This window comes from uncultured Litoreibacter sp., assembly GCF_947501785.1.
Taxonomy (GTDB): domain Bacteria; phylum Pseudomonadota; class Alphaproteobacteria; order Rhodobacterales; family Rhodobacteraceae; genus Litoreibacter.
Map to the genome: position 1 here is coordinate 3,836,354 of NZ_CANMXB010000001.1, position 13,595 is coordinate 3,849,948.

The 13,595-nt window shown below is 57.9% G+C and carries 14 protein-coding genes and 2 tRNA genes; 12 read left to right on the top strand and 4 right to left on the bottom strand.

Features of this window, described 5'->3' with window-relative positions:
• Nucleotides 1–155: 155 nt before the first annotated feature.
• The 4 genes from Q0899_RS19080 to Q0899_RS19095 form a co-directional block, all read right to left on the bottom strand.
• A complete protein-coding gene (locus Q0899_RS19080; protein WP_299195136.1) occupies nucleotides 156–356 on the bottom strand; it encodes a hypothetical protein in 201 nt (66 codons plus the stop codon).
• Between the two features lie 389 nt (nucleotides 357–745).
• Complete coding sequence (locus Q0899_RS19085) at nucleotides 746–2,155, bottom strand: pentapeptide repeat-containing protein (protein WP_299195139.1); 1,410 nt, start codon at nucleotides 2,153–2,155, stop codon at nucleotides 746–748.
• A gap of 28 nt (nucleotides 2,156–2,183) precedes the next feature.
• A complete protein-coding gene (locus Q0899_RS19090) occupies nucleotides 2,184–3,716 on the bottom strand; it encodes a DUF6538 domain-containing protein (RefSeq protein WP_299195143.1) in 1,533 nt (510 codons plus the stop codon).
• A gap of 79 nt (nucleotides 3,717–3,795) precedes the next feature.
• Nucleotides 3,796–3,870 (bottom strand) — tRNA-Thr (locus tag Q0899_RS19095).
• Between the two features lie 104 nt (nucleotides 3,871–3,974).
• Between Q0899_RS19095 and Q0899_RS19100 the strand changes: the two genes are divergently transcribed.
• The 12 genes from Q0899_RS19100 (at nucleotide 3,975) to tssI (ending at nucleotide 13,191) form a co-directional block, all read left to right on the top strand.
• A complete protein-coding gene (locus Q0899_RS19100) occupies nucleotides 3,975–4,133 on the top strand; it encodes a hypothetical protein (protein WP_298293058.1) in 159 nt (52 codons plus the stop codon).
• 12 nt (nucleotides 4,134–4,145) lie between these two features.
• A complete protein-coding gene (murA, locus tag Q0899_RS19105) occupies nucleotides 4,146–5,414 on the top strand; it encodes a UDP-N-acetylglucosamine 1-carboxyvinyltransferase (RefSeq protein ID WP_299195147.1) in 1,269 nt (422 codons plus the stop codon).
• Nucleotides 5,411–5,890 (top strand): DUF2948 family protein, encoded by a 480-nt coding sequence (locus Q0899_RS19110; protein ID WP_298359654.1) that lies wholly within the window; start codon nucleotides 5,411–5,413, stop codon nucleotides 5,888–5,890. The genes murA and Q0899_RS19110 overlap by 4 nt, the downstream gene beginning before the upstream one ends.
• Nucleotides 5,891–6,028: 138 nt before the next feature.
• Nucleotides 6,029–7,330, top strand: coding sequence for a histidinol dehydrogenase (gene hisD / locus Q0899_RS19115; protein WP_299195151.1), 1,302 nt, complete (start codon nucleotides 6,029–6,031; stop codon nucleotides 7,328–7,330).
• The gene (locus tag Q0899_RS19120) at nucleotides 7,327–7,797 is read left to right on the top strand and encodes a UPF0262 family protein (protein WP_298293050.1); all 471 of its coding nucleotides are present in this window, start codon (nucleotides 7,327–7,329) and stop codon (nucleotides 7,795–7,797) included. The genes hisD and Q0899_RS19120 overlap by 4 nt, the downstream gene beginning before the upstream one ends.
• Before the next feature lie 4 nt (nucleotides 7,798–7,801).
• Nucleotides 7,802–8,260, top strand: coding sequence for a low molecular weight phosphatase family protein (locus Q0899_RS19125; RefSeq protein ID WP_298359651.1), 459 nt, complete (start codon nucleotides 7,802–7,804; stop codon nucleotides 8,258–8,260).
• A 395-nt stretch (nucleotides 8,261–8,655) separates the two neighbouring features.
• On the top strand, nucleotides 8,656–8,874 hold the full coding sequence (gene infA, locus Q0899_RS19130; protein WP_007205486.1) for a translation initiation factor IF-1: 219 nt from the start codon (nucleotides 8,656–8,658) through the stop codon (nucleotides 8,872–8,874).
• Between the two features lie 117 nt (nucleotides 8,875–8,991).
• On the top strand, nucleotides 8,992–9,555 hold the full coding sequence (locus tag Q0899_RS19135; RefSeq protein WP_299195431.1) for a nucleoside triphosphate pyrophosphatase: 564 nt from the start codon (nucleotides 8,992–8,994) through the stop codon (nucleotides 9,553–9,555).
• Nucleotides 9,552–10,571, top strand: coding sequence for a ribonuclease E/G (locus Q0899_RS19140; protein WP_299195156.1), 1,020 nt, complete (start codon nucleotides 9,552–9,554; stop codon nucleotides 10,569–10,571). The genes Q0899_RS19135 and Q0899_RS19140 overlap by 4 nt, the downstream gene beginning before the upstream one ends.
• Nucleotides 10,571–10,777 (top strand): DNA gyrase inhibitor YacG, encoded by a 207-nt coding sequence (gene yacG / locus Q0899_RS19145; RefSeq protein ID WP_298359645.1) that lies wholly within the window; start codon nucleotides 10,571–10,573, stop codon nucleotides 10,775–10,777. Before Q0899_RS19140 ends, yacG begins: the two co-directional genes overlap by 1 nt.
• 102 nt (nucleotides 10,778–10,879) lie before the next feature.
• Nucleotides 10,880–10,954 (top strand) — tRNA-Phe (locus Q0899_RS19150).
• A 152-nt stretch (nucleotides 10,955–11,106) separates the two neighbouring features.
• The gene (gene tssI / locus Q0899_RS19155; RefSeq protein ID WP_298359477.1) at nucleotides 11,107–13,191 is read left to right on the top strand and encodes a type VI secretion system Vgr family protein; all 2,085 of its coding nucleotides are present in this window, start codon (nucleotides 11,107–11,109) and stop codon (nucleotides 13,189–13,191) included.
• Nucleotides 13,192–13,595 lie beyond the last annotated feature (404 nt).

The following is a 13,595-nucleotide window of genomic DNA, read 5'->3' on the forward strand; positions in this document are numbered from 1 at the left end:
CGAGTTCTTGCCGCTATCTTTCAGTTGGCCATTGCAGATTATCGTAACGTTACCGTCCGTTTGCGAAACTACTGGACTACAATCACCAGAGGAGCTTTGAGAGGCAGCTGGTCCAACATGGAACGCAGAAACCAGAAGTGACAGGATAAGGATTCTCATTCATCGCTCCCGACGATAAAGTTAACATCACCCTGTGTACCAACGATGGCCGGACTATTTGAACCATAGGTCTGAACGGTTTGCACCTTTACTTCAGCCGCCCCGCTTGTCTGTTCGGCGTCCAAAAATAGCACCGCGAAGACTGTCGCAAGGGATGCGAGTATTCCTGCGGTGTAAGCTGCTGTTCGAAGGCGCATATTCAACTCCTACACAAACCATATGTCGGAATGTTCTGTTTTGAAAGTCCTCTCCCACTCACGGCATTTGGCATCGCAGCGACCTGCCGAGATTGATTAGTGGATGAATGCACCTGTGGAGGAAGCTTTGGAGTTGCAATGGCCGCTACCTGATGACGGGCTGCAGATCGTTGCTAGGGGGATAGTAATAACCCTGCTGCATAGCGGTAGATTCCTTACGGGGCGTCCTATGCTATAGGGACATCTACACTGATGAAGCGTAGTGATTTATCCCCCACCAGTCCTCTGTAAGAGGATGGTAACCTGTAGGGGTAATGAGCAATACATTCTGCGTATTCATCAGTACCAAGCAACTCAAAGGAAAATCGAGGCGTTCCTTGTCTCTATCGCTAGCCACACTCTTCTGGCTTCTGATCGTAATCGTGGGAGTCTACATCGAGATCGCATAGCAAGATCGGTAGAGCTTCCGGCAACCCGATTAATTTGCTTTCTTTCCAAGACCACGCACCATCCCACATAACGTCCTGTATTGTAGCGCCGGTGAAATCAACTACGTCAAGTTGGGCACCCGTGAAATTGGCCTGATTGATTGTCGTATTTTGCAGGTCACTTTCTCGAATACTGGCATACCCGAAGCCGGTACTATTCAGCTTGGCGTCATTCAAAGCAACTTCAGCCAGCTCCGCGCCCGAAAGCCGAGCGTCAGTTAGATCAACATTCATCATGAAGGTGTCGAAGATGTAAGAACTGTCAAGGCTCGCAGATCGAAGACTTGCGCCTCGCATATCAAGGCTTACCAGCAATGCTGCAGAGAGTTCGGTGCCGTTCATGCTTGCTCGGCTGAGATCAACACCGCTGATGTATGCTCCGCTTAGGTCTGTCCCGTCTAGCTGTGCAAAGGAGTAATCGCCGCCAACTACCCATACTTGGTTTTCAACCAACGTTTCTAACAATTGACCACGCTCGGGGCTCAAGAACGCAAATCGATACTGGTTCCGAAGGGGCTCTTCAAAGTCAATATCCTGAACAATTGGTAGCGCTACGATATACGGTGTACTCCTCCGTGAGAACGCAAGAATTCGGGAAGTTAGATCGGGAGGAAGGCGCACATAGCGACGCTCACTGTCTCGCAATCCTTCCAGCGCCCAACATCCAGAATCTGGTACGATTCCGGCGATCAATTGACCCGGATCGCATTCGTCCTCAATTGTGGAGGCAGTTTGGGAGATGCTGGACGTGAGCGAGAGTATTTCCTCGTAGGTCGATGCCTGTCTTACACCGTCAAGCAATATTGTCTGTGCAATGTTGGCATCTGTTTGGAGCGCAATTCGTTGTGTTTGTCGCTCAATCTTTTTGTTTTGTTCGGACAAAAGCATTAATGTTGCGAGGCCAATAACACCGCCAACGACAGCTGCTGCGATTGTGAAGTAAAACCTAGCGGCTTCTCGCTTTAGAAACCATGTAATCAGACTGACCGAAACTCTTTGTAGGCGCGCTTGGCGGTCTGCAGTGGAGAGCTCGTCTTGCATTTCGAAAAGTTCGACGATGCTATCAGCAGTTTCGTTTTCCGTTAGTTCTTTGTCGTAACCCAAAAGTAGGTTCACTTGGTGTCGGGCCATACGGACCATTAAAATAAGGAGAATTGCTAAAGCTGCTAAGCCAAACAGTGCAAAGGCGGCCAGAAGACCACCATACTCAAGAATGAGCGTTGCGACTACTTCACCACCGCCACCTGCACCAGCAATAAAGCCTGCTAAGAGGAGTGTGCCATATAATGCTAAAAGAGCCGCCCTTTTCATCAGAATTGATCCTCAAACTGCACGTCCACTAGACACCATATCTCGGCATCTTTTCCAGTTCTCTACTGAGCGTCCCTACAGGGAACTCCCCATACTCAGCTGAAACCCCGCTACTGGCATGGCCAACAATCGCATCAATGTAATCCAGAGCAATATCTGAGCTCCTAGCGACGGTCTTAAACCTATGTCTCCACCCGTGGCTTGGCTTAACATTTGGGTCTGTCACCCCAACAGTTTTCCTGACCCACTCACTGATCTTCTTATAGACGCTTTCCGAACGTTTCCTCGGATCATCATCCGTCTTCAGGTCAAAGAACAGGGACCCATCAGGGGCAGCTGATACGAACTCAACCAACCCTTGCTCCACCAAGTGGGAATGAATGGGCACATCCCTATACTCCCCAGTCTTCACCGTCCCAGCTTCGGGCGTGATCCTGAAGTAATGCACCCCATTTGAAACCCTGAAGTCTTCCTTTCGAAGCTGCGTGATCTCTCCAACCCGCGCCCCTGAATAGGCGCATATCCAAGGGACCCATCTGATTGCCAGCTTTGTTGACGCTGCCATCTTTCCGAGCGTGTCGGGGTCTCTGAAGGAACAGCTCAGGATCGCTTTGGCTTCCTCATCAGTGAAGCCCTTAGGCCTAATCTTATCCTTCTTAGGGACCTTGAAGGATACCGAAGCAGCGGGATTGACGGCGACCATCTCTCTAGCGACCCCTACAGCGAATATCGTCTTCACCGCCGCCAAGTATTTGTTTTTGATTGTTCTCGGAGCCAGCGCTTGATTGTCTCGCAAGTCATCTGTCCAAGCCCTCAGCACCTTTGACGTGACTTGGCCAGCATCCCTATGTCCCAAATGGTTCACTAGGCTTTGCACCTTGTGGCGGAAGTCGCTCACAGTTCGCCCTGTCTTCCCAGCGCTGAGGTGATCCTTCTCCCACGCATCAAACAAGTCCCAAATGCTGATGCCCTTCTCGGCCCCAACTATTGAGGCAACTGGCGTTGGCTTCTCTGTCTCCCAATCGGGGAACCTAGAGCTTTGCGGGTCGGGACTGTAATCGCCTTCCGCATTCTTCTTGAGTTGCCGGAGCGCTTGTTTGCTGGCCTCGTGTATGTGGCCTATCAATCTCTCTAGCGTATCATCATCAACGATCATCCCACGATCAATTAGCAACTGCTTTGCTGTACTCCTGTACCAAGGAACCATCGCGCCTTCAGTTCCCTCAAGCCTTTCCTTCAGATCAAGCATCGCTTGCATCAGGGACGCCTCGCCGGGGTCATTCTGTAGCAAAGCTATCATGCCCCAGTAGCACTCCCCAGCGAGGGCGATGATTTGCTTGTGGGAAAGGGAAATGGGACCCTGCCGAATGGCGTCCCAGTGCTTCAAGCTTCTAGCGTGTCGGTCGTTGAAGAGCCGTTTTGCTTCTTCGCAATCCTTTGTCCCTAGGCTCTCCCTGATGAAATCCCTTCCGAATGCTTCACGGACATTTTGAGGGACCCTGACGCGATACTGATAAACACCGTGCTTATTCTTTGTCGGTCTAGGCATCCTGAGAACCATGTGTACCCCTCGTGTGTACCCCCGAGCGGTTTCCAAGTCCCTGATATACCATTCTTTTCGACAAATATAGAGAAAGAGGTGGTGCTGTGAGGGAGGATTGAACTCCCGACCTCACCCTTACCAAGGGTGTGCTCTACCACTGAGCTACCACAGCATGAACGGCGTCTGAACGGCGTTGTGGGCGGGTGGATACGACCAAAACCGGCAAGGCGCAAGCCTTAACTGGACCCTTTTCGCGCCCCGCGTTATGAGGGAGCCATGAACGCAAAATCGACATCATCGCACGGCCAGCCTGCGAAAGCTGAGGCCAAGCGGCGCGAAGATCGGCTGAAGGCCGCGTTGAAGTCGAATATGGCACGCAGAAAGGCCCAAGCGCGCGCAAGAAAAGCGCAAGGCACGGACGCAGAACACGAGTAAGGGCAGTAAAACATGGATAAAATCGTCGTCACGGGCAACGGCCCGCTTAATGGGCAAATCCCGATCTCCGGGGCCAAGAACACCTGTCTGAAATTGATGACGGCCGCTTTGCTGAGCGACGAGCCGCTGACCCTGACCAACGTGCCGCGCCTGTCTGACATCAAGACGCTGGGCGCGTTGCTGGAATCGTTGGGCTGCGAAGTGGCTTTGCTCAATGGCGGCAACGTCATGGCGCTGTCGGCGGGCACCATCACCTCGCGCAAGGCGGAATACGACATGGTGCGCAAGCTGCGCGCCTCGTTCAACGTGCTGGGGCCAATCCTGACCCGCGAGGGGGAGGCCACGGTGTCCTTGCCCGGCGGTTGCGCGATTGGCGCGCGGAAGGTGGATTTGCACCTGATGGCGCTTGAAAAGCTGGGCGCGACGCTGACGCTGGAAGAGGGTTATGTGCACGCCAAAGCGCCCGAGGGCGGGTTGATTGGCGCAGTCATCGAATTCCCGTTTGTCACAGTGGGCGGCACCGAGAACGCGATAACCGCCGCCACCTTGGCCAATGGGACGACCGTGATCAAGAACGCGGCGCGGGAGCCTGACACGGTGGATCTATGCAAATGCCTGTCTGCTATGGGCGCGAAGATCGACGGGGCGGGGACCTCGACTATCACCATTGAAGGCGTCGACCGCCTGCACGGCGCGACCCATGAGGTCATTGCCGACCGGATTGAACTGGGCACATTCATGATCGCCCCCGCGATTGCGGGCGGCGAGGTCGAACTGCTCGGTGGGCGCCGTGATCTGGTGGAGGCATTTTGCGGCAAACTGGAAGCGACCGGAGTTCAGATTGAGGAGACCGACAAGAGCCTGGTCGTGCGCCATGACGGGTCGCGCTTGAAGCCGGTGGATGTGGAGACGGAACCGTTCCCGGGCTTTCCCACCGACCTGCAGGCGCAGATGATGGCGGCGCTTTGTTTTGCAGATGGTGTGTCCGTGCTGCATGAGACGATCTTCGAGAACCGCTTCATGCACGCGCCCGAGCTGATCCGCATGGGCGCTCAGGTTGACGTACAAGGTGGCCATGCCACCGTGACGGGCGTTGAGGCCATGAAAGGCGCACAGGTGATGGCCACGGATTTGCGCGCCTCGGTCTCGCTGATCCTTGCGGGGCTGAAGGCGGAAGGGGAGACGGTTGTGGGCCGGGTCTACCATCTTGACCGCGGCTACGAGCGGATCGAAGAGAAGCTGGGCGCGGTGGGTGCCAAGATTGAGCGGATGCCGGAATGAGTGACGACGCCCGGTTTGAGGATGGGGCCGACCGGCCTTTGAAGCTGCGCGCTGAAGACGCTGAGGACGTGCAGGTGATCTCGTCTCTGGTGCAGGACGCGGTGTTCCCGGTGGGCGAGATGAAGTGGCGGCCCAAGCAACGCCGCTTTGCCCTGCTTTTGAACCGGTTCCGTTGGGAGGACGCCACCCGAAAACGGCAGCGCGACCGCGCCTATGAGCGCGCCCGCGCGGTGCTGGCCTTTGACGACGTGATGACGGTGTCCACCCAAGGGGTGGACCGCACCGATGGCGAGGTTGTGATGTCGCTGATGTCGGTGCACTGGCAGTCGGGCGAAGACGGCGCGGGCCGGTTCGAGCTGGTGCTGGCGGGCGACGGCGCGATTGCGCTGGAGGTGGAATGCGTCAACGTTACCCTGCAAGACGTCACGCAAGCCTATGTCGCGCCATCGGGGAACATGCCGACCCATCCTGAGTGAGCGCTTTCAGCGCGCCGGTTTGATTATGCTCTTTAAGGGGCTTCGCCCCTTAGCCGCATGGGCAAATCCCCAGCATATTTTCGGCAGAAAGAAGCACAATGCGTTGAGCATTCTTTCACGCTTGGGTATGGGGTTGGCATGCCTGTGTTTCTGAACTCGACCGATGCGGGGTTTGAGCCCGCCTTTGCCGCGCTTTTGACGATGAAGCGCGAGGACTCGCCTGACGTGGATGACGTGGTGGCGGGGATTATTGCCGATGTGCGCGCGCGCGGGGATGCGGCGGTTCTTGAGTTGACGGCGAAGTTTGACCGGCTCGAGCTGACGGCTGAGACACTGGCCTTTTCTGGTGATGAGATTGCGGCGGAGGTGGCGAAAGTGTCGCCCGAAGACCGCGCGGCGTTGGAATTGGCGGCGGAGCGGATCAGGGATTATCACGCGCGGCAGATGCCCGGTGATGAGACCTGGCAGGGACCGCATGGTGAGACCCTGGGTTGGCGCTGGGGGCCTGTCTCGGCTGCGGGGCTGTATGTGCCAGGTGGGTTGGCGAGCTACCCGTCCTCGGTCTTGATGAACGCCATTCCGGCTCAGGTGGCGGGCGTAGAACGCTTGGCGATTTGCGCGCCGACCCCGGATGGGGTGTGCAACCCGTTGGTGCTGCTGGCGGCGCAATTGTCGGGGGTGGACAGGATTTACCGCATTGGCGGCGCGCAGGCGATTGCCGCCTTGGCCTACGGGACCGAAACCATTGACGCCGTCGACAAGATCACCGGGCCGGGCAACGCCTTTGTGGCGGCGGCCAAGCGGCGGGTGTTTGGCAAGGTGGGCATCGACATGATCGCCGGGCCTTCCGAGATTTTGGTGATTGCGGATAAGGACAATGACCCGGACTGGATTGCAGTGGATCTGTTGTCTCAGGCCGAGCATGACGAGAGTGCGCAGTCTATCCTGATCACCGATGACGCCGCGTTTGGGCAAGCCGTGGCGGATGCTGTCGCGAAACGGCTGGAGACGCTGGAGCGGCGCGCGATTGCGGGCAAATCCTGGGAAGATTTCGGGGCAATTGTGGTGGTGCGCGACATGGAGGAGGCCGTGGCGCTGTCGGACCGCATCGCGCCCGAGCATCTGGAGATTGCCTGCGCCGATGCCGACGGCGTTGCCGCCAAGATCAAACATGCCGGGGCCATTTTCATTGGCGCTTGGACGCCGGAGGCCATCGGCGACTATATTGGCGGGCCCAACCATGTGCTGCCCACAGCGCGCTCGGCTAGGTTCTCGTCAGGGCTTTCGGTGATGGATTTCGTCAAACGCACCACCTTGTCGAAGATGACGCCGGACGCCCTTTCGGCGATTGGCCCCGCGGCGGAGCGGCTGGCAACATCGGAAGGATTGGAAGCGCATGGCTTGTCAGTGCGCGCCAGATTGGACAGGTTAAACCGATGAGCAAGCTGATCCATATCGAGATTGACGACGCCGGCCTGCCCACGCCCACGCCGGAGATTGAACAGGAGCGCAAGGTCGCAATTTTTGATCTGCTGGAGGATAACTCCTTTGCGGTGCCGCGCGACGATGTGCCTGACGGGCCCTACCGGTTGGGGCTGGCCATTCGCGAACGGCGGCTAGTGTTTGACGTGCAAACAGAGGCGAAGGACCCGGCGGCGGAGTTCCATCTGTCTTTGGGGCCGTTCCGGCAGGTGGTGAAGGATTATTTCCAGATCTGCGAAAGCTACTTTGACGCCGTCAAAAAGCTGCCTCCCAGCCAGATTGAGGCGATTGATATGGGCCGGCGCGGTATCCACAACGAAGGCGCGCGCGTCCTGCAGGAGCGGCTGGAAGGCAAGGCGGAGGTCGACATAGACACCGCGCGCCGCCTGTTCACGCTCATTTGCGTCCTGCATTTCGGGGGCTGAGGATATGAGCGCAGAGCGTCCTCAATCGGTTTTGTTCTGCTGCGACCACAATGCGGTCCGTTCCCCCATGGCCGAGGGGATGATGAAGAAATTCTACGGCACCGAGATTTATGTGCAGTCGGCCGGAGTGAAAAACGACCTTGATATCGACGGGTTTTCGGTCGCGGTCTGTGCCGAGATGGATGTGGAGCTGAACCGGCACCGCACCCGCAGCTTTGAAGAGATGCAGGAATGGGGCGACGACCTGTCGGGGTTCGACCTGGTGGTCGCGCTCAGTCCCGCATCGCAACGGCAAGCGCTTGAATTGACGCGGTATTTTCACCTGGATGTGGAATATTGGCCGATCCTGGACCCGACGGGGTTGGGCGAAGGCCGCGAAGAAAAGCTGAATTCCTACCGGCAGGCCCGCGACCAGATCAAGGGCCGGATTGAACAACGGTTCGGGCCGCCAACGGCCGAATAAGCACACCAAAACCGTTGAGCGGCCTGCCTGGTCCGTCAAGGTTTTGCGGTGTCTCATTGGATGTAAGCAGTGAAGCGAAGAAAGGCGGCGCCGCCAATATGGCTATGCCGGACGGGGATTTTACCCCCGCACCTTTTGGGGCGTTCGGCCCCTTTCACATGCGATTTCAGGTGAGCGCCGGACAACGGGTTCTCCCCGTGCCGCACGCTCCGAAACCAAGTTTTTGACGTCGAGGCCGGGTGTAGCGCAAAGGTTTGAACGACATATGACCGAAGCGTTCGGTGCCACAGCCAAGAACGCAACGCCGCGTTCACGCGATTTGCCCTTGAAAAACCCCTTTGGGCGGCGCATTTAGTGCCACGGCCCGCTTGAGGGTTAACAATTATGGAGTGAACATGGCCAAGGAAGAACTGCTCGAATTTCCCGGTGTTGTGAAGGAACTCCTGCCTAACGCGACGTTTCGGGTCGAGCTGGAAAACGGCCATGAGATCATCGCGCATACGGCAGGCAAGATGCGCAAGAACCGCATCCGCGTTCTGGCAGGCGACAAGGTGCAGGTCGAAATGACCCCCTACGATCTGACAAAGGGTCGGATTAATTACCGGTTTAAGTAGGTCGAAACGGATGTTTCGACCAGTGCAGGGAAAGCGTGTGGCCGCAGGCCATATGCGGCCTGACACTACGTTTCAATTCTGGGCGCGGTCATGACCGCCCTCAAAGCCGACCCTTCGTTGAAATTGGTCCTCGGTTCCGGCTCCCCACGCCGATTGGAATTGCTGGCGCAGCTTGGCGTTGTACCAGCTGATGTGCGGCCCCCCGACATTGACGAAACCCCTTTGAAAGCCGAATTGCCACGCCCCTATTGCGCCCGGATCGCGCGCGGCAAGGCGGAGGCGATGGCGCTGGCCTCAGACGAGGTTGCACTGTGCGCGGATACAACCGTCGCCATGGGGCGGCGGATCATGGGCAAGCCTGCCGACGAAAAGGAAGCGGCGGCGTTTTTGCTGGCCTTGTCGGGAAGGCGGCACCGGGTGATCACCTCGGTCGTGGTGCGGCGGGGCGATGATTTCTGGGCGAATGACGTTGTCACCACGGTGAAAATGAAGATGCTGAGCGACGCGGAGTTGAACGGCTATCTTGCCACGGAGGACTGGCGCGGCAAGGCAGGGGGCTACGCGATCCAAGGACCGGCGGGCGCGTTTATCCCTTGGATTCAAGGGTCTTACACCGGTGTTGTCGGCCTGCCTGTGGCGGAAGCGGCGTCGCTGCTACGTGCCTCGGGGTATGTGCTGTGAAGGGGTTGCAGATTGTTCATGACGTGTTGGATGGACGGCCCGCAGCGGCGCTGATGCGCGACGGGGTGCTGGATGACTTCCTGCTGAGCGCGTCGGATGATGCACCGCCCGTGCCGGGGTCTATCTTTCGGGCGATCACCGACCGGCCCTTGAAGGGGCAGGGCGGGATGATGATGAAGCTGCCAGATGGCGGCATGGCGTTGTTTCGTGGTGCGAAAGGGCTGAAGCCCGGGGAGCCTTTGTTGGTTCAGGTGACGTCATATGCGGAGGCCGGCAAGGCCGTCCCGGTGACGGACCGGATCATCTTCAAAGGGCGCTACGTGATCGTTACGCCGGGGGCGGCGGGGATCAACGTGTCGCGGCAAATCCGCGACGAAGAAGAGAAGGTACGCTTGCTGGAGATCCTGCACCAGTTCGAGATGCCGGAGGGCATTGGACTGATCGTCAGGTCCAGCGCCGAAGGCGCGGCAGAGGATGACATCGCGGCCGAGGCGGAGCATTTTCTGGGACTGGCCGTCGCCGTGTTGAACGACGCTGACACCCAGCCCGAATTACTGGTCGATGGCGGCGACGCGCAAGAGGTGGCGGAGCGTGAATGGCCCGTGGCCGAAACGGTCGACGGGTTTGAGGCGCATGGTGTGTTGGACGCTTTGGCGCTGCTGGACACGGCAGAGGTCACTTTGGGCGGCACCACGCTTTTCATTGAACCCACCCGGGCGCTTGTGGCGGTGGACGTGAACACGGGCGGGGATTTCTCGCCCGCATCGGGGCTGAAGGCCAATCTGGCCTGCGCACGGGCGTTGCCACGGGAATTGCGCCTGCGCGGGCTTGGCGGGCAGATCACGCTGGACCTGGCCCCTATGGCCAAGAAGGACCGCAAACAGTTTGAACAGGTGCTGCGTTCCGCCTTCAAGGCCGACCCGGTGGAAACCGCGCTGGTCGGCTGGACGCCCCTGGGCCACTATGAGCTGCAACGCAAGCGCGAAAGACTGCCGCTGCCCAAGGGGATTGCCTGATGGCCTGCCCGATATGTTCCAAGGATGCGGCGGAGAAGTACCGCCCTTTTTGCTCCAAACGCTGCGCGGATATTGATCTGGGCAAGTGGATGACGGGCGCCTACGCCGTGCCAAGCGAAAGCGAGGATGATGCGGATGAGCTGGTGCAAGAGCTGGACAAAGCCATGCGTGAGCGCGCCGAGGATGACGCCTCGAAACTGCACTGACGGGCTTTGTCGCGATTTTGCGAAATCCCCTCTGGACAGGCTGAAACCGCTGGCCTAAATAGCGGGACGTTCGCACAGAATACCCTTATGCGGACGCCCGGTGCCCGGGTAGCTCAGGGGTAGAGCAGTGGATTGAAAATCCTCGTGTCGGTGGTTCAAATCCGCCCCTGGGCACCACTTCATCCCCCCGATTTTGCGCGCCCTACGCTCAATACCCGTCCGCGCCGGTTATTGTTCCGTTTCAATGTCATCCTTCTGATTGCATGACTGGGCGACTATGGTAACTTGAGGGAAATTGTCTCTCATATTTTACCTTTGGGGCTTCCTTTATGAATGCCATTTTCACGCAAGAGACCCGCCTTGGGAAATTGACCACGGTGCTGGGCAAAGATGTGCTGGTGCTTTTGCGGTTTACCGGACGCGACCACGTCAACGACCTGTTCGAGTACAAGGTGCAATGCCTGTCCACCGCCCCAAACATTGATTTCAACAAAATCATCGGCACCCATGCCAGCGTGGAAATCAACAGCCAAAACAATGGCCCACGCCATTTCGACGGCATTGTCACCGAGGCTCAATGGGCCGGCGTCGGCGAGAATGGCAACAAATACGAGCTGACCCTGCGGCCTTGGTTCTGGCTGGCCGGACGGCGGCGCAACCAGCGCATTTTCCACAACATGACCGTGGTCGAAATCATTGAAGAGCTGCTTTCAACCTATGGCAGGCTGGGCGCGCCGGCATTGGAGGTCGTCCTGACCGAGGATTATCCGGTTCTGGAATACACCGTGCAATACCGCGAAAGCGACATGGCCTTCGCCATGCGCCTGATGGAGCGGTTCGGCATCAACTACCACTTCACCCATGAGCCCGGTAACCACACCCTGAAGCTGACCGACAGCACCGACAACCACGACACCGTTGCCGGCAACAGCCGCGTCTACAAACCCTATGACGGGCATCACAACACCGAGCACGAACATTTCTGGGAGTGGCACCCGGAAAGCCGCCTGACCACCGGCGCGATGCGGCTGACCGATTACAATTTCAAGACCCCGCATGCCGGGATGGAAACGGAGCGGATGGGCGACGCGGCCTATTCGGAAGGCCAGATCGAAAGCTACGACTACCCGGGGGATTACCTCGATCAGGGGCAGGGCAGGCGCGTCATCGGGCTGCGCACGGATCAGGAACGGGGCCAGGACGTCCGGCACCGCGCCATTGGCGATTGTACCTCGCTTGGGGCGGGCATGTTGATGACCCTGACCGGCGACCATGTCGACGGCGTCAAAGGGCAACGCTACATGTGTTTGAGCGCGTCACATAGCTACGTCTCCGACGCGTACGGCACAATGGACAGCGAGGCGCAAAAGCAGGCCTCGGACGGCTACGCCTATACCGGCGAATATGTCTTGATGCCCGACACGGCCCCGCTGGCCCCGGAACGCAAAACCCGCATCCCCGTGGTGCAGGGCCCGCAAACGGCGGTTGTCGTGGGCGAGGGCGAGATCGACTGCGACGAATACGGCCGCATCCTGGTGCACTTCCACTGGGATCTGGAAGAGGCTTATTCCATGCGCTGCCGCGTCAGCCAGAACTGGGCGCATCGCGGCTATGGCGGTATGGTGATCCCACGCATCGGCATGGAAGTTGTCGTCGAGTTTCTGGAGGGCGACCCGGACAAACCCTTGGTCACCGGCTGCGTTTACAACGGCAGCAACATGCCGCCCTACGACCTGCCGTCCCACAAAACCAAATCCGTCTTCAAGACCGACACCCATCAGGGCGAAGGTTTCAACGAGCTGACTTTCGAGGACGAAAAAGAACAAGAATTGATCTACATGCATGGCCAAAAGGACCAGCAGATCGACATTCTGAACGACCGGACAAAGAGCATTGGCAATGACCAGATGGAATCCGTGGGGCGCGACAAAACCATCAGCATCGGCCGCGACCATACCGAGACCATTGGTCAAGACGCCCGCCACACCGTCATGCGCGACGTTTATTACGAGGTGAAACAGAACCAGCAGGAAAAATACGGCAAGGACCACATCCACAATGTGGGCAACATCCACAAACAGGATGTGTTTGCCGATTACCTGCAGAAGGTCGGGCGCAATTCCGAGCGCACCGTGCTGGGCCGCTCCGTGCTGAACGTGACCGAGGCGATCACCAACAACACCAAGCTGCACACGCTGATGGCCTACCAGAAATTTGTGATCAAAGCGCCGGGTGCCAAAATCACCATGGGCGGCGGCACAATCACCTTGGAGGCCGCGACCATCAACCTCAAAGGCGCGGTCAATATGGGCGGCGGCGGCGGCGCGCAGGTGCCGACCCTTCAGGGCGCAGCAAATGAGGGCCTGCCATTGGTCGAGGAATGCCTGAAACAGACTGGCGAAGAAGACGCATAAACCTGGGCCCCTTCATGATGACCGTTCAGGTCTGCGAATGTCGGCATTCAACGGATTTACCAAATTCTCCAGCTGCTCCACGGTGAGTACCAGTTCGCATATTGTGTGATCGGGCTTACCCCCATAGCCATTTGACATAACGTGCATTTGCACAGGATGGCCCTCCGAAAGCGGAGACTGACCGGCTTTGCCATATCGAACATAGCGACCGGAGACTAGGCAAACCAAGGCTCGCCCATCATTTGGAATTTGAACAGCATCGTCCAAAGTGATCTTCGCGAACTCTCCGTCGCTCCTTTCTGTTGTGCCTCAGATGGCCGCACTGCGGGACGGAGCCGCCATTGACCCGTTGTCTCTTGGTCGCTACCAGAATGACCATGATTGCTTGAGCCTCTCCCACACAA

Bases quoted from the DNA above. Each gene is read 5' to 3' on its own strand.
- Q0899_RS19080 (WP_299195136.1), bottom strand. From the start codon at position 356: ATGCGCCTTCGAACAGCAGCTTACACCGCAGGAATACTCGCATCCCTT.
- Q0899_RS19085 (WP_299195139.1), bottom strand. From the start codon at position 2,155: ATGAAAAGGGCGGCTCTTTTAGCATTATATGGCACACTCCTCTTAGCA.
- Q0899_RS19090 (WP_299195143.1), bottom strand. From the start codon at position 3,716: ATGGTTCTCAGGATGCCTAGACCGACAAAGAATAAGCACGGTGTTTAT.
- Q0899_RS19100 (WP_298293058.1), top strand. From the start codon at position 3,975: ATGAACGCAAAATCGACATCATCGCACGGCCAGCCTGCGAAAGCTGAG.
- murA (WP_299195147.1), top strand. From the start codon at position 4,146: ATGGATAAAATCGTCGTCACGGGCAACGGCCCGCTTAATGGGCAAATC.
- Q0899_RS19110 (WP_298359654.1), top strand. From the start codon at position 5,411: ATGAGTGACGACGCCCGGTTTGAGGATGGGGCCGACCGGCCTTTGAAG.
- hisD (WP_299195151.1), top strand. From the start codon at position 6,029: ATGCCTGTGTTTCTGAACTCGACCGATGCGGGGTTTGAGCCCGCCTTT.
- Q0899_RS19120 (WP_298293050.1), top strand. From the start codon at position 7,327: ATGAGCAAGCTGATCCATATCGAGATTGACGACGCCGGCCTGCCCACG.
- Q0899_RS19125 (WP_298359651.1), top strand. From the start codon at position 7,802: ATGAGCGCAGAGCGTCCTCAATCGGTTTTGTTCTGCTGCGACCACAAT.
- infA (WP_007205486.1), top strand. From the start codon at position 8,656: ATGGCCAAGGAAGAACTGCTCGAATTTCCCGGTGTTGTGAAGGAACTC.
- yacG (WP_298359645.1), top strand. From the start codon at position 10,571: ATGGCCTGCCCGATATGTTCCAAGGATGCGGCGGAGAAGTACCGCCCT.
- tssI (WP_298359477.1), top strand. From the start codon at position 11,107: ATGAATGCCATTTTCACGCAAGAGACCCGCCTTGGGAAATTGACCACG.